Source organism: Psychrosphaera sp. B3R10 (assembly GCF_018861025.1).
GTDB classification, from domain to species: Bacteria; Pseudomonadota; Gammaproteobacteria; order Enterobacterales; family Alteromonadaceae; genus Psychrosphaera; species Psychrosphaera algicola.
The window spans coordinates 183,409-207,478 of record NZ_JAHKQH010000019.1; the positions used below are offsets into that span (position 1 = coordinate 183,409).

The 24,070-nt window shown below is 38.5% G+C and carries 18 protein-coding genes and 1 pseudogene; 10 read left to right on the top strand and 9 right to left on the bottom strand.

Translation table 11 applies throughout. From position 1 onward, the window contains the following. From KO525_RS06020 to KO525_RS06030, 3 genes and pseudogenes are all read left to right on the top strand, one after another. Window positions 1-1,839 (top strand): PepSY domain-containing protein, encoded by a 1,839-nt coding sequence (locus KO525_RS06020; protein WP_215962889.1) that lies wholly within the window; start codon window positions 1-3, stop codon window positions 1,837-1,839. A 184-nt stretch (window positions 1,840-2,023) separates the two neighbouring features. Continuing rightward, a pseudogene (locus tag KO525_RS06025) lies at window positions 2,024-2,407 on the top strand (MerR family transcriptional regulator); the annotation flags it as partial. A gap of 286 nt (window positions 2,408-2,693) precedes the next feature. Then, window positions 2,694-4,961, top strand: coding sequence for a heavy metal translocating P-type ATPase (locus KO525_RS06030; RefSeq protein WP_215963049.1), 2,268 nt, complete (start codon window positions 2,694-2,696; stop codon window positions 4,959-4,961). A 223-nt stretch (window positions 4,962-5,184) separates the two neighbouring features. Here the strand turns inward: KO525_RS06030 and fghA are convergent, their stop codons facing one another. Further along, window positions 5,185-6,027, bottom strand: a complete 843-nt coding sequence (gene fghA, locus KO525_RS06035; RefSeq protein WP_215962891.1) for an S-formylglutathione hydrolase — start codon at window positions 6,025-6,027, stop codon at window positions 5,185-5,187. Between the two features lie 151 nt (window positions 6,028-6,178). Continuing rightward, window positions 6,179-7,309 carry an S-(hydroxymethyl)glutathione dehydrogenase/class III alcohol dehydrogenase gene (locus tag KO525_RS06040; RefSeq protein ID WP_215963050.1) on the bottom strand — a complete coding sequence of 377 codons (1,131 nt, stop codon included), beginning with the start codon at window positions 7,307-7,309 and terminating at the stop codon, window positions 6,179-6,181. A gap of 360 nt (window positions 7,310-7,669) precedes the next feature. Here KO525_RS06040 and KO525_RS06045 point away from each other — a divergent pair, with 360 nt between their 5' ends. Continuing rightward, window positions 7,670-8,536 carry a LysR family transcriptional regulator gene (locus tag KO525_RS06045; protein WP_215962892.1) on the top strand — a complete coding sequence of 289 codons (867 nt, stop codon included), beginning with the start codon at window positions 7,670-7,672 and terminating at the stop codon, window positions 8,534-8,536. On the opposite strand, the gene KO525_RS06050 is transcribed toward KO525_RS06045, so the two are convergent. The 5 genes from KO525_RS06050 to KO525_RS06070 all read right to left on the bottom strand — a co-directional run bounded on the left by KO525_RS06050 (window position 8,529) and on the right by KO525_RS06070 (window position 13,789). Next, entirely contained in the window at window positions 8,529-10,202 is a 1,674-nt protein-coding gene (locus KO525_RS06050; protein WP_252736701.1) for a Gldg family protein, read from the bottom strand. The genes KO525_RS06045 and KO525_RS06050 overlap by 8 nt on opposite strands. After that, on the bottom strand, window positions 10,203-10,913 hold the full coding sequence (locus KO525_RS06055) for an ABC transporter permease (RefSeq protein ID WP_215962893.1): 711 nt from the start codon (window positions 10,911-10,913) through the stop codon (window positions 10,203-10,205). It abuts the gene before it with no gap. Next, window positions 10,910-11,707: an ABC transporter ATP-binding protein gene (locus tag KO525_RS06060; protein WP_303521047.1), complete on the bottom strand. Its 798-nt coding sequence runs from the start codon at window positions 11,705-11,707 to the stop codon at window positions 10,910-10,912. The genes KO525_RS06055 and KO525_RS06060 overlap by 4 nt, the downstream gene beginning before the upstream one ends. Before the next feature lie 360 nt (window positions 11,708-12,067). Continuing rightward, window positions 12,068-12,676, bottom strand: a complete 609-nt coding sequence (locus tag KO525_RS06065) for a PolC-type DNA polymerase III (protein ID WP_215962894.1) — start codon at window positions 12,674-12,676, stop codon at window positions 12,068-12,070. A gap of 480 nt (window positions 12,677-13,156) precedes the next feature. Then, a complete protein-coding gene (locus tag KO525_RS06070; RefSeq protein WP_215962895.1) occupies window positions 13,157-13,789 on the bottom strand; it encodes a PEP-CTERM sorting domain-containing protein in 633 nt (210 codons plus the stop codon). A 682-nt stretch (window positions 13,790-14,471) separates the two neighbouring features. On the opposite strand from KO525_RS06070, the gene KO525_RS06075 reads away from it, so the two are divergent. The 5 genes from KO525_RS06075 to KO525_RS06095 all read left to right on the top strand — a co-directional run bounded on the left by KO525_RS06075 (window position 14,472) and on the right by KO525_RS06095 (window position 20,595). Beyond that, window positions 14,472-15,557 carry a hypothetical protein gene (locus KO525_RS06075; RefSeq protein WP_215962896.1) on the top strand — a complete coding sequence of 362 codons (1,086 nt, stop codon included), beginning with the start codon at window positions 14,472-14,474 and terminating at the stop codon, window positions 15,555-15,557. Between the two features lie 373 nt (window positions 15,558-15,930). Further along, on the top strand, window positions 15,931-17,265 hold the full coding sequence (locus KO525_RS06080) for a hypothetical protein (RefSeq protein ID WP_215962897.1): 1,335 nt from the start codon (window positions 15,931-15,933) through the stop codon (window positions 17,263-17,265). Window positions 17,266-17,723: 458 nt separating this feature from the next. Beyond that, window positions 17,724-18,281, top strand: a complete 558-nt coding sequence (locus tag KO525_RS06085; protein ID WP_215962898.1) for a recombinase family protein — start codon at window positions 17,724-17,726, stop codon at window positions 18,279-18,281. Between the two features lie 1,337 nt (window positions 18,282-19,618). Next, the gene (locus KO525_RS19640) at window positions 19,619-20,053 is read left to right on the top strand and encodes a hypothetical protein (protein WP_252736702.1); all 435 of its coding nucleotides are present in this window, start codon (window positions 19,619-19,621) and stop codon (window positions 20,051-20,053) included. Between the two features lie 77 nt (window positions 20,054-20,130). Continuing rightward, a complete protein-coding gene (locus KO525_RS06095) occupies window positions 20,131-20,595 on the top strand; it encodes an RNase H family protein (protein WP_215962899.1) in 465 nt (154 codons plus the stop codon). A gap of 191 nt (window positions 20,596-20,786) precedes the next feature. Here KO525_RS06095 and KO525_RS06100 read toward each other — a convergent pair whose 3' ends face one another. After that, window positions 20,787-20,969, bottom strand: coding sequence for a hypothetical protein (locus KO525_RS06100; RefSeq protein WP_215962900.1), 183 nt, complete (start codon window positions 20,967-20,969; stop codon window positions 20,787-20,789). 174 nt (window positions 20,970-21,143) lie between these two features. On the opposite strand from KO525_RS06100, the gene KO525_RS06105 reads away from it, so the two are divergent. Beyond that, window positions 21,144-21,929 (top strand): abortive infection family protein, encoded by a 786-nt coding sequence (locus KO525_RS06105; RefSeq protein ID WP_215962901.1) that lies wholly within the window; start codon window positions 21,144-21,146, stop codon window positions 21,927-21,929. Between the two features lie 277 nt (window positions 21,930-22,206). On the opposite strand, the gene KO525_RS06110 is transcribed toward KO525_RS06105, so the two are convergent. Continuing rightward, window positions 22,207-23,997 carry a site-specific integrase gene (locus KO525_RS06110; RefSeq protein ID WP_215962902.1) on the bottom strand — a complete coding sequence of 597 codons (1,791 nt, stop codon included), beginning with the start codon at window positions 23,995-23,997 and terminating at the stop codon, window positions 22,207-22,209. Window positions 23,998-24,070: the final 73 nt, after the last annotated feature.

Genomic DNA, 24,070 nt, shown 5'->3' on the forward strand with positions numbered 1-24,070 from the left:
ATGTATAAATTGAGTAAAACAGTTCATAAATGGGCATCGTTATTTGTAGGTATTCAATTACTCATTTGGTTAGCAACGGGTCTCTATTTTAATTTGATGGACCACGAAAAAGCCACGGGGAACAACAATCGCCAACATGTTAGTCAAATTGGGAACCATCAAGACTTTGTGTTTAAGCCGATAAAATCATTGGGATTACCCGCGCCGAAAGCGCTCAATCTAGTTTGGATCTTAGGTGAACCCTATTATCAATTAAAATATGAGCTACCAGCACATGCAGAAGCGCTACAGGATCAACTCGTTGTTCACGCGGTGACAGGCACGTCTTTTCAGTTAACAGAAAGGGATGCATTAAAAATTGCAAAGCAGTCATTCACAGGGACGGTAACTGAGCCAATAATAAGCTTTGTTCAACCGCCTATAGATAATTTGCCAAAACAAAAAACAGCTGTATGGAAAGTACAATTAGGTGATGTTGATAATACGGAAGTTTTTGTAAATGCCTACACAGGTGAGGTTGTTGGTCACTTTAATGACGATCGTCGATTACGTGACCTCATGTTTACTTTGCATTTTATGGACTATAACAATCAGGGGAGTTTTAATAATTGGTGGATTATTCTATTTGGCGCGGCTACGTTTTTTTTGTCAATATCAGGACTGATTTGGTTGGTAGAGTTAGTTAAATCTCAACAGTTTAAAATTTCATTTCACAAAGCAAATAAGGCGGTCCAGTTACATTATTCAGATAACTCTAAAACTGAGACTCTCATCTTAAAGAGCAACGACACTGTATTGGAAAGTTTAGCGATTAAAGGTGTCTTTATACCATCTAGTTGTGGCGGTGGGGGAACCTGCGGTAAATGTAAGTTTATTGCAAATAAAGATGCATCTATATGGCCAGCGGATAGACAACAATTATCAAAGGAGGAACTAGAGCAGGGATACCGACTTTCGTGCCAACATAACGTTAGTGAATTTGAGAATATTACGTTGGCTAAACAATTAAATGCAAAACACATTTACCTGACTTTAGTATCTAGTGAATTTGTTACGCCATTTATAAAAGAACTTAAATTTGAACCTACTTCAAATGCGGTTTTAAACTATAGAGCTGGGGCGTATATGCAATTCCATATTCCTGCTAGCCAATATGAAGCCACGTTTGACGATGTACCAGAGGGTTATCAATCGTTTTGGAAAGGTATGGCAAGCCAAACATTACAACACGACAAAATCGTTAGAAGTTATTCAATTGTCAACTTTGATACTGAAACTCATCAGCTAACATTTGCTGTTCGGTGGCAAGTTCCGGTAAATAAAATTGGCGAGGTAGGGATTGGTTCAAGCTATTTATGTTCACTTTCGCTTGGCGATACTATCGAAGCAACGGGGCCTTTTAGTGAATTTTACGCTCGTCCAAACTCACTAAACAGACGTGTTTTTATTGGTGCGGGTTCTGGTATGGCGCCACTGAGGGCAATTATTTTTGAACAATTTAATAAGTATGACGTTAGCAACCCAACACTTTTTATTTTTGGCGCACGTACTGAAAAGGATTTGCTTTACAAAGATCAATTTAAAAAATTAGAGTCAACTAATAGCAGCTTTAATTATGTCCCTGTTTTATCGCAGCCGAGTTCAAACTGGCAAGGTCGCGAAGGCTACGTTCAAGACATATTGGAAGATTACATTAATCAAGACGACCCCCTTACCGACATTGAATTTTATTTGTGCGGCCCTGCTGCAATGATGATTGAAGTAGAAAATAAACTGCATTTGTTGGGTATCGATAGTGTAAATATATTTAAAGATGACTTTAGTCGTAACTCAAAATAATTGAAGGCTCCCTAACATCAATGTGGCCTGTTTTAGGCCCGTTGTATATCTAAAATATGGCTCTTAAGCGATTAACTTAGCTTTTGAACATACGGGTTAATAATTCTAAAACAAGGTTGACCTGTGTCTAACTCACAGGTTTAAACTGACCATATTAATTGTATAACCACCAAAGGATATGCTGATGAAAGTATCTGAACTCGCCAGTTTGTTAAACATTTCTGCTGATACTGTACGTTTTTATACGCGAGAAAAATTGCTTAAGCCCACTAAAAGTAGCAACGGCTATAAATACTATTCCCCTCAAGATGTATCTCAGCTCAAATTCATACTTAGTGCTCGTAGTTTGGGCTTTACGATTTCAGACATAAAAAACATTTTAATTGAGGCAAAGCAGGGTAAAACCGCGTGTCCTATGGTTCGAGAAATAATTAAACAACGGTTAGCAGAAACAGAAAAACAGTTCCAAGCGATGTTAGCGCTACGACAGAAAATGATAGATACGTTGTCTTTGTGGGAAAAAATGGACGACCGGTGTCCTACATCTGATATGGTCTGCCATTTAATTGGACATGCTGGCATGAGTAAACCTGAGGAAGTTACATTAGCTGGTATTGAAACTTCTAATCACAATAGCAGTCCTCAAAAGACAGGACCAAAAACGTTAGGAGGCGAGACTCATGACAAAGAATAGCTCAACGATAGGTGACCTTACAAATTCAAAAGAACAGTTAAAACCAGCCCAAAGTAGCTGCTGTAAAGCTAAACAATTGCCTGAAGAAAAGGATAGTCAACGCAATATCGGTACTGCATCTGAAGCTCAACCTCAACCTCAACCTCAACCTCAAAATCAGATGGAAATTATATTACTCATTGAAGGCGCTTCTTGTTCGAGTTGTGTATTAAAAATCGAAAAAGCTTTGCGAACGGTTAAAAATGTATCGTCGGCGGAAATGAATTTTGGCGACAGGACGGTTGTTGTCGTTGCTAACGTTGAAAATAATAGTAAAAAAGCTATCGTAACAGAACTCCAAAATGCTGTGGATTTAGCGGGGTATAAGGCAACTATCGTTAGCGACAATGTTAGTGAGGAAGCCGAGGAAGAAAAACAAAAGCTTGATGAATTACAATACAAAAAGTTAATAAAAAATACCGTTACGGCTTTGTCACTTGGTATTCCTCTTATGATATACGGCATGTTTATTGGCGAGATGACCGTCGTAACAAACAACGAACGCGCGGTCTGGGGCACCATTGGTTTATTGACCTTGACTATTATGTATTTATCCGGAGGCCATTTTTATAGCAGTGCTTGGAAAAGTTTTAAAAATCATTCTGCCAATATGGATACCTTAGTTGCATTAGGAACAGGTACTGCGTGGCTCTATTCTATGGTAGTTGTTCTATCGCCAATGATGGTTCCAGAAATGGCTCGTCATGTGTATTTCGAAGCTACGGCGATGATCATTGGGCTTATTAATTTGGGACTTTCGCTTGAATTTACAGCTCGTGGTAAAACATCTGAAGCGATTAAACGGCTTATTGGCTTACAGCCCAAAACAGCGATTGTTGTTAGGGACAACGAAGAGGTTACGATTGCAATTGAACAAGTGGTAATTAACGATATTGTGAAAGTACGACCGGGTGAAAAAATACCAGTTGATGGACATGTTATATCTGGCGCTTCAACGGTTGATGAAGCCATGTTAACCGGTGAACCTATGCCTGTTGAAAAAAACACAGGCGACAAAGTAATCGCTGGCACCATAAATAAAACCGGTATGTTCTTATTTAAGGCGAACAAAGTAGGTAAAGACACCGCATTAGCTAATATCATTACCTTAGTTAAAAAAGCCCAAAACTCTAAGTTGCCAATCGCTAAATTGGCAGATGTCATATCCGCATACTTCGTCCCTATTGTACTAATTATCGCGGTCTGTAGTGCATTGGTATGGCTCAACTTTGGACCTGAACCCACTATCGCTTTTGCATTGGTGTCCGCAACGACCGTGCTAATTATTGCGTGTCCGTGTGCACTCGGTTTAGCAACACCGATGTCTGTTATGGTAGGTGTTGGTAAAGCTGCTGAAGCCGGCATATTGATCCGTAACGGCGATGCGCTGCAATCGGCATCAAAGATTACCACTATGGTGCTTGATAAAACAGGCACTATTACAGAAGGTTCACCAAAGGTGACCGACATCCATGTTGTAAATCTAATGTCAGAAAACGACATATTATCTCTGGCCGCGAGTTTAGAGTCTGGCTCTGAACATCCATTAGCTCAGGCAATTGTAGAAAGTGCAAAAGAACGTAATTTACCGTTGGTCAAAATAACGCAGTTTTCTTCAAAAACAGGGAAGGGTGTTGAAGCTCATTGTGATAATAAATTGCTATCGTTTGGCAATGCTAGGCTTATGGCCGACAGTAGCATTCAAATTGATGAATATACAGATTTAACAAAAAGCTTTGCCCTACAAGCAAAAACGCCTATGTTTTTTGCTGTTGATAATAAACTAGCCGCGATTATCGCCGTGGCCGACCCAATCAAATCTGATTCAAAGCCAGCCATTCTGCGATTACAACAACTTGGTATAAACGTCGTTATGTTGACTGGTGATAATTATGACACGGCAAAAGCAATTGCAAAATCAGTCGGGGTAGACGATTTTAAAGCGGAAGTATTACCAGAGGAAAAAGCGCTTTATGTTAAACATCTTCAAACTGATCATCAAATCGTAGCGATGACTGGTGATGGAATAAATGACGCCCCCGCATTGGCGCAAGCTGATGTTGGTTTTGCGATTGGGACCGGCACAGACGTCGCTATTGAAAGTGCCGATATCACACTCATTAGAGGTTCACTCCATGGGTTAGTTGATGGTATTGCCGTAAGTCGAGCAACGATTAAAAACATCAAACAAAACCTTGTGGGGGCCTTTATATACAATATTATCGGGATCCCAGTGGCCGCAGGCGTACTTTATCCATTAACTGGGATGTTGCTAAACCCAGTCGTCGCGGGCGCTGCGATGGCGTTGTCGTCAGTAACGGTGGTGTCGAACGCTAACCGATTGCGCTGGTTAAAAATTAATTCTACTCATATGAGTCCAAAGCAATAATCAATTAGTTTTTGCGCTAACACGCTCTATATTTGCTTAAGTAATATTAACTAAGGATAAAATCAATGTTATTGATTAATTTAATTGGAATCGGTTTAATCGCCTTCATTGTGTGGTGGTTTTGGTTGTATCAACCACCGAACAAATAACAAATATAAAAAAACGGGCTAATGATTTGCCCGTTTTTTTACATTTTAATTCAGCATAAATTGCGAGTAAGAACCTAACTTGTTGTTAAATGTATTGCGTGAAAGCGTAAGTGTTCTTCAATAAAACTCGCAATAAAAAAGTAACTGTGATCGTAACCATCATGCTGAGTTAATTGAAGCGGATAACCACTTATTTGTGCTGCCGAAACGAGTGTTTCAGGCTTCAGCTGTTCATTTAAGAAATTATCTGCGTTTCCTTGATCAACTTTTGTAGGAACAAATTTGGTGGCAATTCGCATAAGTTCACTGGCATCATGCTTGCGCCATGCAGCTTTGTCGTTACCTAAATATGCACTAAATGCTTTTTGACCCCAAGGGCAGTTCATAGGGTTACTAATAGGACTAAAGGCTGAAACCGACGCGTATCGGTCAGGGTTTAACATTGATATCGTTAATGCCCCATGCCCACCCATAGAGTGTCCTGAGATCGCGCGTTTATCTGATACAGGAAACGTCTCTTCTATCAATGCTGGTAGTTCTTCAACAATGTAGTCATACATTTTAAAATGTTTATCCCAGGGGGATTGCGTCGCATTTACATAAAACCCAGCGCCTTGACCTAAATCATAACCTTCATCGTTAGCAACACTATCGCCACGAGGGCTGGTGTCAGGCGCAACTATAGCAATGCCTAGTTCTGCAGCAATGCGCTGAGCACCGGCTTTTTGCATAAAATTTTCATCAGTGCAGGTTAATCCAGATAACCAATATAAAACAGGCACAGGCTGACCGCTAGTTGCCTGCGGTGGTAGATAAATAGCAAATTGCATTTCGCAATTAAGTACGTTGGACTTGTGTCGATACTGTTTGTGCCAGCCATTAAAACTCTTAGTTGCACTAATATTTTCAATTGTCATGTTTTTGCCCTAAATGCCTAGTTTGAACTTCACAAACCAATACGACCTAACTCACTAATTTATAAGCGACGATAAGTTTGTGTTTTATAGTCAATAAAAAGATGTAATTTAAGGTGACTGCTTAACATAAAGCAGCCACTATAATCAGTTGCTATTTATCAAAGTGAATAACAGTGCGAATACTTTTGCCTTCATGCATAAGGTCAAATGCAGAGTTAATATCCTGTAAAGGCATAGTATGTGTAATAAAATCGCTAAGTTTAAACTCACCTTGTAAGTAACGCTCTACGTAGTTTGGTAATTCAGTACGACCTTTAACGCCACCAAATGCAGTGCCGCGCCAAACTCGACCGGTCACTAATTGGAATGGACGAGTGGATATTTCTTGACCGGCACCTGCTACGCCAATAATCACCGATTCTCCCCAACCTTTATGACAACATTCAAGGGCAGAGCGCATAACATCAACATTACCAATACATTCAAACGAATAATCTACACCGCCATCAGTTAGCTCAACAATAACGTCTTGGATAGGCTTGTCATGCAATTTAGGATTAATACAATCTGTTGCACCCAATTTTTTAGCCAATTCAAACTTGCTTTCATTGATGTCAATAACAATAATTCGGCTTGCCTTTGCCATCGTTGCACCGATTACTGCAGATAAACCGATGCCACCAAGGCCAAAGATTGCAACCGTGTCGCCTTCTTCTACTTTGGCTGTATTCATTACAGCGCCCATACCTGTTGTGACACCGCACCCCAATAAGCAAACTTCTTCTAGTGGTGCAGCTTTGTTGACCTTCGCCAATGATATTTCTGGTAAAACAGTATATTCAGAAAACGTTGAACAACCCATATAGTGGAAAATTGGCTGACCATCTTTATAAAAGCGGGTAGTACCATCCGGCATTAACCCTTGGCCCTGAGTGGTACGTATTTTTTGACATAGATTGGTTTTGCCAGAAGTACAAAATTTACACTCGCCACATTCAGGCGTATAAAGTGGAATGACATGATCGCCAACTTGCACGCTTGTAACACCTTCACCTACCTGTTCTACTATGCCACCACCTTCATGACCTAAAATTGCAGGAAAGATCCCTTCCGGATCTTCACCAGATAGGGTAAATGCGTCAGTATGACACACACCAGACGCAACAATTTTAACCAAAACTTCGCCTTTTTTTGGCAACATGACATCAACTTCTTCAATTGTCATTGGTTGGTTTGGACCCCAGGCAATTGCCGCCTTTGATTTAATAAATTGATCGGACATCATAATTCTCGCTTTTAATTAATATGTGTTTATTGCAATAGCCGAAACTAGCTAGATATCTACCAAGGTTTTGATTTATCTACAATTAGAGACAGAAATCTATGTTATTTAAGCTGACCTATGGCAGAACGTATTATTAACATTAATGGATCTGACTGCATTAAGTGAAGTAAGTCTAGTTCAGATTTTAGTTTGTGATAATAGGTCAAAATTACAAATCAGTTTTACCTATATGTAATAATCAATGGTATTTAAGGGGTAAGTGTTACATCATTACGACTATTATTTTTGTACTGCTAAATCAAATTTTATTACGGTTGAAGTCGTACTTTAACAAAAGGCATTTAAAGGTAGGTTTTAATGAATTGGGAAGGGATCAGTGAATTTGTATTTGTCGCTGAAAGTGAAAGCTTTACCTTAGCTTCAAAAAAGCTGGCTATTTCAACGGCTCAAGTAAGTCGTCAAATTAGCGCATTAGAACGTCGTTTAGACGTAAAACTGTTTTATCGAACCACTCGAAAAGTCGCTTTAACGGAAGAAGGGCGTATATTTTATCAACATTGTAGAAGCGTGCTTGACGGATTAGATGCGGCAGAACGTGCAATCACCAATTTGCAGTCGACACCTAAGGGAAAGATTAAAATGACTGCGCCAGTCACCTTTGGTGAGCAGTATATTTTACCTTTGTTAAACAACTTTATGGCACAACATAATGAAATCGAAATTAATGCGTATTTAAGTAATCACCAAATAGATTTAGTCGACGGTGGTTACGACTTAGCCATTCGAGTTGGAAACTTAGCTGACTCAACTATGATGGCTAAAAAACTTGGATCTAGAACAAACTATGTCTGTGCGTCACCTAGTTACATAACACAATTTGGCACACCGCATACGTTATCTGAGCTAAACAAACACAACTGTTTACTTGGCACGTTAGACAGTTGGCATTTTAAAGGAGATGGACGAGACCTAAATGTGCGAGTAAAAGGCAAGCTTAGATACAACAGTGGTTTTGGTCTAGTCGACGCGGCGCTCAAAGGGTTGGGCATCGTACAACTACCAGATTATTACGTACAACAGTACTTAGAAAACGGTGAACTTGTTTCCTTGTTGGATAACCACCGGGTACCCGACGAGGGGATTTGGGCCCTTTACCCACAAAACAGGCACCTATCACCGAAGATCCGCTTTTTAGTTGACTATTTAGCAGCAGAACTTAGTTAACTTTAGTCTTCATCCAGACCACTAGACCGAATAGGGCGATCAAAAACGGCAAGAAAAACAGTATCACGACGACTACCCGTTTTTGTTGACTGGTTAAATCAAGTCGCTCAACTTTTATTTGGTTTGAACTCATCAAGGTTTGATAGTCCAAATCGGCTAACCAATTAACAATGTTTAATCCCATTTTTGAATTACTGTATTGATTGATATAAACATTCGTCAAGAAGTCTGCATCGGTGAATACAATTAGCCGAGTATCTGATTTTGCTTTTAGTGTTACGCCATCGCCTGCATGTCGCCCTTTATGTTCTTCAAGGACGACATAAGACATTGGCACAGGCCCTAAGGTGTCGACGCCTGCATCATATTGAACTTCTAAATATCGATTTGTTTCCGCCCAACTTTGATCTTTAGAAGCTGTGGCGGCAATAACAGCAAGTTTAATGGTTGGACGACGACCATTAACTATTTTAATAGAACGAGGTCGAACGTAGAATGTGTAATCAAGATCAGCTGTGATGGCTTTATGATTTTGATAATTTTTAGTCGCAGGGCTGCCCACATCATTTCCTATATGATTGGTCAAGTCGACCACAACATCGGACTCTACATTAAGTCCCCACTGATTTATGATTTCATTAAGTGATGGATTTAGCTGTTGCTGCTCGTCGGTTAGCGGCTGATCTGGGGTTGTTACCAAAGAATGTTCAATCAAAAATAACGCATCACCACCATCTCTTAAGTAGTTGGTAATTAATGTTTGTTCCTGTGTAGTTAAGTTTGTTTTTGGCCCCGCGATAATTAACACGTCACAGTCCGTTGGAATTTCAGGCGTGATACCTAACATTAGTGGATAACTTTGAATGTTGTTGTCGTCGAGTAGCTGCTTAAACGTCGACAAACCAATATTGCCTTGATTGGAAGTTGAATATTCTCCGTGCCCTTGGAGAAAATACACTTTTGCTGGCTCTCGAGTCACACGAGCGATTGCATTGGTTAGTTGTTCTTCTGTCAGCAAGTCTTTAGTAAAATCAACGTCCTGTCGTACATTGTCGGACTGTACGATAACTTTCTGCTCGTCACTATTAACAACGTTACCAAAGGTTGCAGCAAATGAAATGTTTTCAATTGGGTCAATTATTTGAGTGGTAATAAAGCCATTGGACAATCGCTCGTAATTGTTAAATAAATCCTGTAGATATTTTGGCGGAGTCCCTACGTGCAACGCGGTTAACTCAACATTCTTATTTAGAGAACTGACCAATTTAATGGTATTACTAGTCATTGTATGCTGTTTACCAGCAGTGACGTCCCACGGCGTTGGAAACTTTCCTGCAATGTAATGACTTATTCCTAAAAATCCCACGCTCGCTATTATTAACAAAACAATCAAAATAGGGGTGCGCCAGCGACCATAAAGGCTGTCTTGTGTTTTGTAACTGTTTTCTACGGTTTGCTCGTTTTTTGTGAATAGAAACCAAAATAAAACTACTGTGGATAAACAACCGATAAAAATTAAAAAACTTGCTAACGTCCATGACCAAAACGTGCTTTGTGCATTGATGTAAAACAGAGATAACCCTAAAGCGACCATCACTAGAGACATTGCCATCAAAATCGGCGAGATTGATTTAAATTTTCTTTTTAACACTTCCATGTTGTTCATTTAAGACCAGCTCCTATGATTTATACTGACACGGGTGAGGGTCAAACAAAGAACAATACCTGCAAGGTAATATACAAGGTCACCAATGGATATCATGCCAATTGCAAAGTTCTCAAGATGTGTACGGGTACTCAGTTGTATGACGAAGTTTTCAGCGGCTCCCGTAAAATACTTACTAAAGGTAACTGAAAAATAGAGCATAAATAAAATGATGTACGACAACATTGCAGCAATAATTTGATTGCGGGTCCAAGAAGAGGTTAATAGTCCGATAGCAATAAACAGTGCGCCTTCTAACCAAATTCCGAGATAACCGGAAAGCATGCTACTTGAATCAGGTTCACCAAAGTACTCAACGATAAAATAGTAACTTCCAGTTAGGCCAATTAAAAGAGAGTAAAATAGTAAAACACTACAATATTTTCCTAGTACAATCATGCTCGGTGTTAAAGGCGCAGTTAATAAAAATTCCATCGTGCCATTTGCTTTTTCTTCAGCAAAACTTTTCATCGTTAACATTGGAATAATGAAAATAAACATAAATTCCATTACCTGAAACACATCTCTTAACGACACTTCTTTATTTTGGTCAATGATCATAAAAAACAAAATATTGAACAAGGACAAGCACGCAATAAGAATAATGTAGGCAATAGGACTGCTAAAGTAACTTCGCAATTCTTTTTTGGTTAACGCATATATTTTATTCATTGTGTTTTATTATCTGCTATTGCTGACTTGGCACTAACGCCGTGAAAATCGATAAATATCTGCTCTAATGTAGCAACCTTGTTTAGGGGATTGTCACCTAAAGCACCTATACTTCCGCCTTTATAGTTTTGAAGCAGTGTTTCTAAAGGTTCGTCGATAACCAACTTACCTGTCTTAATCATTAAAATGCGCTCTGCTATTTGCTCAATTTCTGACAAAGTGTGAGTACTGAGCAATACGGTTCGTTGTTCACGTTGATTTTTAATTAACGACAAGACTTGTTGAATTTGAATCGGATCCAAACCACTCGTGGGTTCGTCTAAAATAAGTAATTTGGGGTCGTGGATAATAGCCTGCGCTATACCAACACGCTGTTTGTAACCCTTAGACAAGGTTGATATGGTTTTTTTTGCAACCTCTTGTAAGTTACACTCATCAATTACTTTTGCGATTTGTACCGTCAGTTTTTTTGCTGGAACTTCTTTTATTTCGGCAGCGAACTTCAAATATTGATAAACCGACATTTCTGCGTATAAAGGAGGGGATTCCGGTAAATAACCTATCTTTTGCCTTATAGCTAGGGAATGTTTGGAGATGTCATCACCGTCTACCAATATTTTACCCGTCGTTGGGGCCAAGAATGACGTAATCATGCGCATTAAGGTTGTTTTACCAGCGCCATTTTTTCCTAAAAAACCAACAATTTCACCTTGGTTTATTTCAAAACTAACATTGTCTACCGCCAGATGTGAACCAAAGCGCTTACTGATATTATCAACTGTTAGGATCTTCACTAAATCGCCTTCTATAAAGATGGGTGTATTCAAACCTGATTAAAACCATATTTTAGCGCGTTCATATATCACGAAATGAAATATACAAAACCGTTTGTTGTTTTTCTAAAAAATGAGTACGCAAAACAACATATTAACCATAAACCCCTCAGGATCTAAACAATTGTTGAGATAAGCGCTTAACTTTAATTTTGAGTGTAACACGTACTAGTAACTTTGGTTTTTTAACGTTACTAATTAGGAGAGGAGATGACGTAATAAAGCAGAAAATACCAAAGCTTATTCAAATGCTTTTAAGTTACATTTTGACGTAATGTTCTGGGTTATGCATATGGCGGGAACTTGCAGGTAATTTTACGATTAAAGCTTTGCTAAAAAGGTATCAATGTTCTTTTTAGGCATTTTTGATAACCTCTGTATAAGTGAAAACGGAACGTCACTAACACTTGTTTGTTGTTCTATATCATTAAGCATCACTAACCATAACTTCGCAGTCATTTCAGAGTCATATAACGCTCTGTGAAAGCTGCCGTTGGATTCAATATTTTTGTAGTTTACCAATGTGCCAAGTTTATGGTTTGGTGCATCTTGATATAATCTTCTTGATAAGAGAAGAGAACAAGCAAAGTCGCCATCATAATCTGCGGAAATACGTTGAAGTTCACTGTCTAAAAATCGTTTATCAAATGAAGCGTTATGGGCAACTAAGTTGTGTCCCTGTATAAAGTCAGCAAATCGGGCCATAACTTCACCGCAAGGCGCAGCCGAACTTAACATTTGGTTGGTAATTCCGGTGTAATCTTCGATAAAATAATTTATTGGCCGTCCAGGATCCATTAATTCCTGAAATCGCTCCGTAATAACACCATTAACTAATTTGACCGCACCAATCTCAATTGTTCTATCCCCGTTATCCGGTGATAAACCTGTGGTTTCAAAGTCGAGAACAATTACAGTGTGTGCGTTCATTTTAAAAATCTTTTAGTCAAAGTGACAGCAATATACAACAAGTCTTTGGGTGCTCTAACAACAAATTTAAATTTTCTAAGCTGAAGTATAAATTTTTGGGATTATGAACTCTTTTTGAGCTTAAATATTTTATGGGATAAAAATGGGTACGACTGTCCGGAAACCAATTTCTTTTCAATTTTTTGAACGAAAACGTGCTAGGTAAGCGCCAGCCATTAACCTGAGTATACTAGCACTGAAGCAGGAAGGGGGGATTTCAAATGACTTTACTTAAGCCCTTGTACAACAGGTGGGTTTTGTTCGATACGGCATCGACTTTCACATTCGCTGAGGCATGTTAGGTATTGAGAAGTAACCAGCCCTGCATGAGAGCGCTTAGCTAAAGTCAAGTCTTTACCTACCGCATCAATCACGTGTTTCTAACTGAAGTGACATTGAAGTGTGGTTTGGAAAGACCTGACCTTTGTTTTAAAAAGGTGATTACACTTTTTTGCGTCGATTAAAGACAATTCCTGCAATACTAAGACTAAGAAGCATTAATGTTGTAGGTTCTGGCACAGCATTGGCTTCGTATGTCACTGAACCAGTAAGACCGTAAACTCCAAAACCGCCGCCTGCACTGTTGTGTGCCTTAAAGGCGATGACGTTGTCACCAGATACCAAATAGCTCGTTATATCAGCCGTTTGAACGCCACTATTGCCACCGTTATTATCAATTAGCCCAGGAACAAGTATACCGTTAACCCAAACTAGCGAGTCATCATCAACGCCTATGGAAAATGTTCCATAATTTGGAGTCCCACCGATGTTGAATACTTGACGTGCATAGAATGGAGTAAGTGCCCCCGCAGGTAAGCCACCGCTGTATGCAGACCAAGAAGAGTCATCATAGCTAGCGCTACTGTTCCAACCGCTGTTCGCTGATTCCCATGTTGAGCCTGTCGCAAAGATATTAGAAGCACAGGGGTAGCAGGTATTGTCAAATGATTCTGGGGTGACCGTTGCCTTCCAATCACTGCCTAAATAGGCGTCTAAGGAAATAACGGTAGCCTGTGCTGTAGCTGACAATATTAAGCCAGCAAATATCAGTGCTAGAGTGGTTACTTTTTTCATTATTCAATTTCCTAATTTATGAGGTTTGTTAATTAGGAAAAAGCACATATTAAGCCAATTGAATATTTTGTAATAATTACAATATCTTAGCTTCATAAGTAAACAGCCAAATTTCATGAGTGTAAAAATTTTCGACACTTAGGTGCAGCAAAACAATTTAAGCCGAATAATTTAAGTTTATCCTTCGCTACCTAATAAGTTGGTTTACCAGAATAGGGCAATAGCGCCAGTGAACTATAATGGGTGGCTAGGGGAAGTCTACACTGACTCCAAATGGGTTTGTAGTGGCATAGTGATTTTGGCCACCTAATTAGTGGATGTTGCAATATTATCGGGTATAGAGCTTGTAAATAATTATCACTTCCTAGATGCTGGTATTCCTCCAAAAGCTAACTTGTCTACAAAGCGAATTGATAATGCTTTGGATAAGGTCGCTTTAGGTAGAGCCAACTTTGATGAACTAATAGCCTAATTAGAAAGGTTTGATACTTATCGAAATAAAGATGGTGGCTGGCTTCATGAAGCGCAGTTACAGGCGAAACAAACTTTAAGTGTATTGGTAAAAATGCTTAGCAAGGCGCTTAAATGGAACTAAAACATTTGGTTAGGTTTCGCTTCGCTACACAGTATAACAAACAATTTTAGTCCGCTTAGCGCGGCATTAAGTGTCAAGGAGTTTGTATTGAGAACGGTTTTAAATGGACTTTCGGGTGCTAAAGGGAGTGCAACTGAATTCGAAGAGTCTCAAATATCTGATGAGACCATAACTGAGTTATACGTTGGTGGTCGTTTACCTGCTGTGATTTTGATTCCTGATTCTCTCGATGACCAAAGTAACCCCAATAATGAACCTCCACTTGCAATTGTACTTGGTAACTTTGGTGCCGAATTAAGGCTTTATAAAGTCGTAAGTAATGATCAGAAACGTTGGGGAATGACTCTTGGGATGGAAGATATTTACGGAGAATATTCGTACTCTGTATTTATGCTGAAAATAATGTCCACAGACCCTATAAAGCACCCTATTAATTCGCACATAGAAGACGTTCAAGGCACCATAAAGCACATTAAGGTAGTAAATTTTGCAACAAAGTTTATTGAAAAGTTTATCTATCTTTACAAGGTTATGAATGATTCAACAAAAGATTGGATTCCTGAAGTTAATGTATCAAGACTAAGTCCGTGGCACAAAATGCGTGGTAAAAATATTAAAGGTGAAAGTGTATGGGAGATGGGGGTTTATGATAAGCGTGGAACAGGGGTTATGATTGGTTGTGATATGCCTAAAGATAAAATGCTTTCATTACAAAACGCTCTAACCCTAGGTTATTTAGAAGATCCCTCTACAAAATATAGACAGCTCGCTAATAAATACAGGCGACAACAAGATTTCAATACTTTTTGTGTTTTTGCTGTTATTTCTTTTGAACACTGGGTCTTTAGGGAAGTGAGGCGAGCATTAATAAATAGTGGTTTTACTGAACAGCAGATAGATGATCAATTTTACTTAGAGGCTAAAGGTAAGAAGAAAAATATTAGTAGGGAAGAAGCAATTACTCTCATTACTGGTAATAAAGCCTTTAAAAGCAATAAACATTATCAATCTTTTGTTGATATCGTATTAGATTGTAGAGACTCGATTGTTCATGGAAGAAAAGTTGAAATTACGGAAGAGTACGCTGATAAAATGATTTATATAATTAAAGACTTGATGGGGTACTTAGCTGAAACAATCCACACTAAAAAACCACTTAACAAAGGACTATGACTTAAGCGGCCGCTTTTGGCACAAAGGGGCTATTCTGTTCTATATATTTTCAATTCTTTTAGAGGATAAAGAATTGGTACGACCGAGTGGATTCGAACCACCGAATCTAGCTGCCAATCGCTAAGTTGTTGATTTATAAGCAACCTAGTGTGCTTAATTCTGCCGTTACTGTACCACTATCTTGTACCACTTTGTCAATACCAAATTTGACTTCAATAACCAATTACAAAGCCTTTTAGAGACAATGTATATTTTGTTCGTAATATTACCAGTATTGTTTTAAATAATGGCTGATTAAAAATATTCTTTGTAGTTGAATTAAATTTAATTCAAACATAGAGTTAACTTTATTGAAAACGGAATTAAAAGAAAAGTGGCTATCAACTGGTTTAAAACACAACTCCTTTACAGGAAAGCAAATAGGTATTTAAAGCAAGTAAAGCTTGGGAAAGATGCATTTAACCATCAGGTGTTATTGACTGCTTTAGAGCTTTTTCCTGAGTCTACATTCGATAAATTACTGGAATTATCTAATGATGCTATTGCTAAACTGTGTGGTCGTGATGTGAAGCCCAATGATGAGACATATTCAAAGCAACTTCATAAATTAGTTAATCTAGTATCCGAGGATGAAAAAAAGGTTAAGGAGCTCAGTAAATTCTTAATGGCATTTTCTTACGCAACAGGCATTTGCAAATCTGATTTTTTAGCTCAAATTAAAGAAGACAGCAGCAACAAAGCCTTTAGTTTAGACAAAGACGTTAGAGAAATAGAAAACGATACAATGTTCAAACAGTATGTATCTGAAAGTAAACAGGCATTGATTACTCGTAGGGAATTAGTAAGCAGTAAACTAAAAGAAAAAGTAGACAAAAAGAGTACTGATTTTTATGAATACTTTAAAATTAATTTATCTCAAATCATCGCTATATTTGGTTTTGTATCTGCAATTATTATATCTAGCGGATATTATGTAAATAATAAAATCACAGAATCTTGGGGTATTAGTACTCAAGACTTTTTTGAAGTCCAAGACTATGTTTCTACAAGTATCGAACTTATTTCCAGTATACTGATTTATAGTTTGTTTTTTTTAGTCTTTACAGTATTTTTGGTAAAACACAGGCTCGCGGAACAGCATACGAGAGAGGAATTAAACTTACCTAGACGTGTTTATAAAATTCCATATACGCTAGCTTTGTTTATTGTGTTTATAAACGTTTCAATGATTCTAAGTTTAATCAATGGAGTAACTGAGCCTGTTTATATTAATTTAACGCTATTAGTCGATTATTTGATTTTGGGCTTCACGTTTGTGGACAAGTTTAGAATAGCGGACTACTTTAAAAATCCAACCTTAGCTCATATTATCTTGTTATCATTATTGATTTTTTTTATAAACTTAAATTTTGAAGCAAGTAAATTAACAGGGCAAATGAACAGTGAAGAATATGTTTCTAAATATAATGTAAAAATTAAGAGTGAAATTTCAAAAGGCCGAGAGTTTAAATACTTAATGATGAACTCGAATTATGTATTCTTACGAGAAACTTCAAACCAAAAGCGTATAGTTATTTTACCAAAAAGCAACGTAATCGAAGTTTCACCCAACTTAAGTTTTCATAGTAAAGAACTCGGCTTTTTTGAGTGGCACTTTGAACTTTATGATCTATTCAAAAAAATATTTCTAGATCTATGGAACAAATAAGTTTCACTACAAAAATCTGAGAGGCCAATTTGACAATGATGAAGCCTCGTTTCCCCCCATAGGGTGTCTCTACGCACCACAGGAACAACGCTAAGGCAATCTTCAAGTTAATCGCAACTTTTGTTCAGCTCGACCAAACACGAAGACAACGTACAAGCTTTCTTAGTGGTTCTTAAAGCCGAACTGAAAATTTTAAGAACGGTAAGTAACTACACTTTTACAGTTTCTTCGATCTACATTACTGAAGTCCAAAAAGACTGACTAACAAAATGTAATTTAGCAGGTTGTTACCAAACCAGAAATTTCCGATCTGGTAGCTTCACTTATTCATATGTGCTTAACGAGAAATCGTCCACTAAAGTAAACTTTTTTGAACTCAAATATTGACCGTTCACTTTCCGTTCATTAATATTGTGTTCACATAACTTTTAGACCTTATTGAACGAATTGGAGTTATTATGACACAAGAACTTATTGGTTACGCACGAGTATCAACTACAGGACAGAAGCTGGACGTTCAGTTAGATGCGTTAAATGCACAAGGCTGCACAAAAATTTATCAAGAGAAGTGCTCAGGTAAGACGGCAAAAAGGCCAGAGCTTGAGAAGCTGCTTGATTATGTACGTGAAGGTGAAGCGGTAGTTGTCACCAAGTTAGACCGTTTAGGTCGCTCAGTGGCAGATTTAGCGAATATAGCGAAGTTACTTGAAGCCAAAGGCGTAGGTCTGATTATTATTGACCAAGGAATTGATACAACAACGGCTTACGGCAAGATGACATTCCATATGATTGCAGCTGTAGCGGAGTTTGAATTGTCGCTGAGATACGAGAGACAAATGGAAGGTATCGCTAAGGCAAAAGAAAAAGGCGTAAAGTTTGGTCGAACCAAAACGATTGACCGTGAGAGAGTCCACCAGCTTCGAGAGGAAGGCTTAAGCATGGCTAAGATTGCCGCTGAGTTGTCTTGCAGTAAAGGTGCTGTTCATAAGGTTCTAGCTGAGTTCGCAGCTGCTTAAACCTGTGGACTATCACAGCGACTTCATATGGTACGTAGTACCTTCGGTCGATCTCAACACCTCTTTGAGATGGTCTTTAAGCTCACATAATTCATGCTCTAACAGGCCATCTCTGAAACCCTCAAATAATCTAGCCTCAGGCAGTCCCTGACTTATAGATACAAGATATCTGGGTTGAAGAAAACTCGTACAATCACACTCCCTGACTTGAGGAAGAAGAAGCTAAGCAGTCTGAGCGTCAGCAAGGAATCTTAAGCTGTACGTTTCTAATACCCTGTTCTTTTATCCAACAAAAGCAGGTGGCTGACTATCAATTAGTTGTCACCTTTAACTAAATCACTTTCTCCCAAATATCATAACTTCTTGTCCTCCAACATTAGACATCACTGAGGTGTATCCACTCACTAATTAACCAGAAATGACTGACTAAGTTGATTATTGATAAATACACTTAGCAACGACTCAGCGACAGACAAGGAGACCACCAGTAGCACTATAGGGGGAAATAACACAAGGAGAACTCTATGAACCACTTAATGATAAGCCCACAAGAAAACTTTCAATGGACGCAAGCTCTGAAGGGTAAGGCTGACATACAAGACACAAACCCAATCTTCACCTTTCCACTGAGGACATACAAAGGTCTAGAATCTGAGCTTACTGACTGGCTAACACAGCAGTTGATAAGTGGACGCAAGCGTATCACAAAGCCTACGGTTATGGCTGCAATGTGCATCGCTGTGAATCTTAAGGGCGCAATGAACCACAGTAGCAATACTGGTATTTTGTATTCATTTGGCAAGCGATTAAAAGCTATCCCCAAAAGATTTAGGAGAGAACTGTTCAGTAGGGAAACAATGAGCACTCTTCTGTCAAAGTGTGAGCAACTTGACTTGATTAAGATTGAGCGTGGATTTAAAAGTGAGAACTACGTGTCAGGCGTTCCGTCACTTATACTTCCTACAGAATCCTATATCAGTCAAGCAAGGCTCCTCGAAGACTATCAAATCAAGGACATTTCAGCTCCCATTGACCCACTGATTCTTCGGAATAGTCCATATGACTATGTAAATTATACCGACGAGCCAAGCACACTGAAAATGAGGCAGTCAATACAAACACAGAATGAAGTTAGGCTGAGTTGTCACTGGACATACACAACTGATGACAACAGAGCCATAACACTTTCCTATTCTGACTTGTCTTGTAGACGAATCTTTAAGGGTCAGTGGTGTATTGGTGGAAGGTTTTACTGTGACGCGCAGAACTTACCGCAAGCTGTTAGAAGGACTATCACTATTAATGGAGAGTCATGTGTCGAGCTTGACTTCAAATCTATGCACCCTCGACTTCTTTATCATTTAGCAGGTACTGAAGCTCCAGCTGACTGCTATGAAATCGAAGGAATAAAGCGAGACAATGTTAAGACGATAGCTTTGATTGCGACTAGTACCAGTAGCAGAAACCAAGCAGTCAGTGCGGTGTCTTTCCACTTAAAGGTAAGCAGACAAGAAGCCGAAATGCTTTTAGGACAGTTTGAAAGCAGGCACAAAAACATCATCGGTTTGCTTTACAAGAGCGCATGGCAATCACTTCAGAATATCGACAGCAGAATTGCGAACGATGTGCTTAACCAATTAGCACGCAATGCAATACCTGTGCTTCCTGTTCATGACAGTTTTATCGTCCCTGCATCTAAAGCCGAGCAGCTACGAGAGTCTATGTATGAAAAGTATGAAGGCGTTACAGGTATGCCAGCTTCCATCAGTTAATTTAAAAACAAGCACAAATCTTAAAGCAAAGCCGATGTTTTGTGAGTAACTAACTAAGTTTATACGGAGGAAAACACATGACAACTCAACTATCACGAGTCATATACACGGATGGATCTGCACCTAATAACCAGAATGGTTGCACTATTGGTGGAATAGGTGTGGCTGTATTCAATCAAGAAGGTGAGCTATTAGATAGCTTCAACTCTCGTATTGAACCATCTGATGGCATGACGACAACCACTAATGTTCGCTGTGAAATGCTAGCAGTCATTAAGGCGCTCGAACTGGCTAAGTCAAGCGACATCATTCACACAGACAACCAAATGATTGTAAAAGGCTACAACGAGTGGCTTGAAGGTTGGAAGCTGAAAGGCTGGAAGAATGCCAATAAGAAACCAATAGCTAACCAAGACCTATGGCAACATATCGACAAGCTAAAACAAGAAAAGTCACAAGTTACCGTTAAGTGGGTTCGCGGTCATAGCGGTATCTATGGCAATGAGCTTGCTGATAGCTTAGCGACTGAAGCAGCTGCTTAGCCCTTCCTAAAATCGCAGACAAAGGTGATATGGCTCGCTATAGAAATTGTTTTGACATCATCTATTGCCAGCAAATACGCCTAAAACGATCTGTAAGATCTCCAGAGAAGACTTTAAGACTAACTTAAAGCTATCCCATTCCATTGATTAATTTCGATCTGAGATTGGCTCTCTGGAGTTCTTTCATTTAGCTAGATGGAGGTGTCAGGTTTTTCATTAACCACGACTTGAAGATACTTCGCAAGCTTTTGATTGGCCTTTTTGAAGTCATCATTGAGCCTTTGTGCAGTGTTTAAGAAACCTTGTGTTATCTGTCCATCAAAAGCTTCGGTTACTTCAATAAAGGCATTAGTAGATTGAAGGGGAAAGTTCATTAATTGGTTTAAACTTCATCTTTTAGGATTTAATCAAATCTGACAGTCGCATATATCGCCAAACAGTTGACCCCCCAGTTATATTGTTTCAAAGTAGCAGTATATAGTAACTCTGAGACTGCAAATGATAAGGCACGTCTTTTCAGTTTTGTACTTCATGGAAGGAATTAACAATTGTCTAATTTATCTAAATCTGAAAAGAGAAAGCTAGAGCGAATGCTTGGTATGGCAAGTGGCTTTGTAATAGATTTTTCAAATCGTACCTTTGAAGAATTTATATTAGAAAGTACTGGCAAAGAAATATACGACGAAAAGTACAATCTAAATAGTGGTTCTAAAGCAAATCGAATGCGTGCTTTTTGGGATATCGAATCAAATTTTACTGTAGGTAAATTACTTGGTGATATCTTCGATGAATGGGGTGAGTACAAGGGCATTAATAATACGGATGTACCAAGTGATGAGTGTTTAAAGATAGTACAGCGCTTAAAGTTGAGCGCGCCTGTTCCTGATATTGATGCAGTGGTGCCTAACACAGAAGATAAAGATTTTGAAACCTTAGCTAAAGCGGTTAGAGACACAATTGATCGCAATGAACCTGAGGTTGGATTAGATCGGTTACATACCTTTCTAGTTAAGTACTTTAGAGTTCTTTGTGGAAAGTACGATATTGAGACAGACAAGAAAAAACCTCTCCATAGTCTGGTTGGGGAATACATAAAGAAAATGAAGGCTTCTGGCGTCATTGAATCTGAGATGACCGAGCGAATTCTTAAGTCGAGCATCGCGAATATGGAAGCTTTTAATCATGTAAGGAATAACCAAAGCTTCGCTCATGACAATAACGTTTTAAAATATAGTGAAGCTATGCTTATTTTTGGTCATGTTACAAGCTCAATCCGCTTTATAGAAGAACTCGAACAAAGTTTAGCGACACCAAAACATTATGAGTGTACTTAAATTTAGACTTTTCTAAGTTGCACGTCCGGAAATGAATTAGACAAAACGTCCAATCTTCACTCACTCCTGTCTGTAAGATCGAATCTAAACTTATTCAACGAAGTTGTACGTTCAAAGATGAACCAGTACAAATTAATTTCAGTTTGTAATCTGTCATATTCGTCTAGTATTGTTGTTTGGCACATCATTGATTGCCTCAAAAACCATTCAGGTTACAGGTTAGTTGACGTCTAATAATGGTGTAAAGTACTGTTTTAAACAATGCTTACCCAAACTGTTAATTTAATTTCCATTTAATCCTGTTGAGCTCAACAGGTATTGAAGGAATCCTATTTATTTCTTGATGTAAAAGCTCAAGAGGGTAGTGGCCGTAAGAGCTTGAAACATCACCTGAGTTGTGTCCAGTAATCGTATCGTGAACATCTTTTGACATCCCAACGAGACGAGCATTTGTCTTAAAGGTGTGTCTGAATGCGTGAATAGGTCTTAGTTGTGAGTTAACCTTAAGTTTGTTCCGAAAATAGAGACCTAGCCAATCACCAACATTATCTCCATAAGTGCCATCACCGCCAATTGTCAGTTTAGGGAAAAGGCGCTTGCTATTTTTTAGTGATTTAACATAGCTAAGAAATCCAAGGTCAATCAGATCGTTATGTATTGGAACTTTCCTAACACTTGAGCAATTCTTAAGAGACTTGTCGTCATCGTTTGCTTCCAAGTCAAAGTAGTGAATCCCGTTTATTTCTTTAATATCTAGCGTATAAAGCTGAGCGAGTTCTTCACGACGAGCACCAGTGTAATAAGCCAGTAAAGGAAGCCAGTAGACAGCTTCACCGTAATCAGCTCTTGGTGGTCTGAAGGAATCCGTATAGATTGGACTATTGAATATTCTCAACAAGTCTTCTTTAGGGTATTCCTTTTCTTTTCCTGAGCGCTGTTTAATTGTTTGACTTAATCTCTTAGCACTTCCGTGCACAGGGTTAATATCAATTAAGGTTTGTTCCTTAGCGAATTCAAATATTGCACTTAATGCCATAAGTAGTTTACGAACTGTCTTTGGTGCCAAAGTCTTTAACTTGTTAGCCTTGGCATACTCAACTTGTTTAAGTAAGGGCATTGAAGTTACATTTTTAGAAGGGCGTGACGGTAGACGCAGAAGCAAGTCGCGAAACTCAGCAATATCACGAGATGTGACATCTTCAATTGATTTATTATTAGAGAACTCAATGAACCTTTTGATAACTACTTCATAATCTTTAATGGTTCGCTTTAGAGTTTTTTCCTGTCCTTGTTTTTGTAGACGTAAATCCTCTTCGTATCTATCAAACAGCTCTCGAGGTTTGGTTCCTGTAGTAACTGTCAGATTGTTTAGGGGAGGAGTTGTATCTTGATACGCTAATTGTTCAAAATCTGAATCATCAAAGTTGTTACTATAGTATTGCATTGCTACTTGGCTTAACTTTTGGGCTTTAAGCGCAAGGGTTTGGATAAGTATCTGATAGTACTTACTTTCTCTTGGTATTGCGTAACCATTATCTGCCAAAAGTTTATCTGTAACCTCACCTAAACACTCAACTAAGGCTTCATTTCGGTCATGCTGGAAAGGTCTTGCAGAACTGTCTTCATTCCCACCAAACATAACATCGAAGTCTTCAAGAGTAACCTCAGAGTTTCCTTTCCAATTACCTAAGTTAACAAGAATCAAATCATACTTAGCTATTGCATTAGCACAAAATGTTTCATGACTTCTAAGGGCTTCAATCTCATTGTTATAATAACGAGATGCCAAGACTTGAACATCAAACATCGTCAATTTGTCTGGTGATGTAGTTCGTCTATGTTTGATTTTAAGCTCTGTCTCAAGCTTTCTTTTTGCCGTCTCAATGACGCAATTGAACTCTGAATAAATTTCTGGGAATAGTCGTTTAGCTTGATTGATATCTTTAGTATGAAGTGAGCGCTTTAATTCTGTTTTACCTACAATGTCTCTTAGATCTTTGGGAACTGAAACACGACAGTAATATACGCTTGTTTTTTTATGTTTGAATGGTGTTGCCATCGTACCCATTTGTACCACCTCTTTGTACCACGTTGGTTAAAGAAGGTGCTTATAAATCATTGATTGTTAACTAATTTATTGT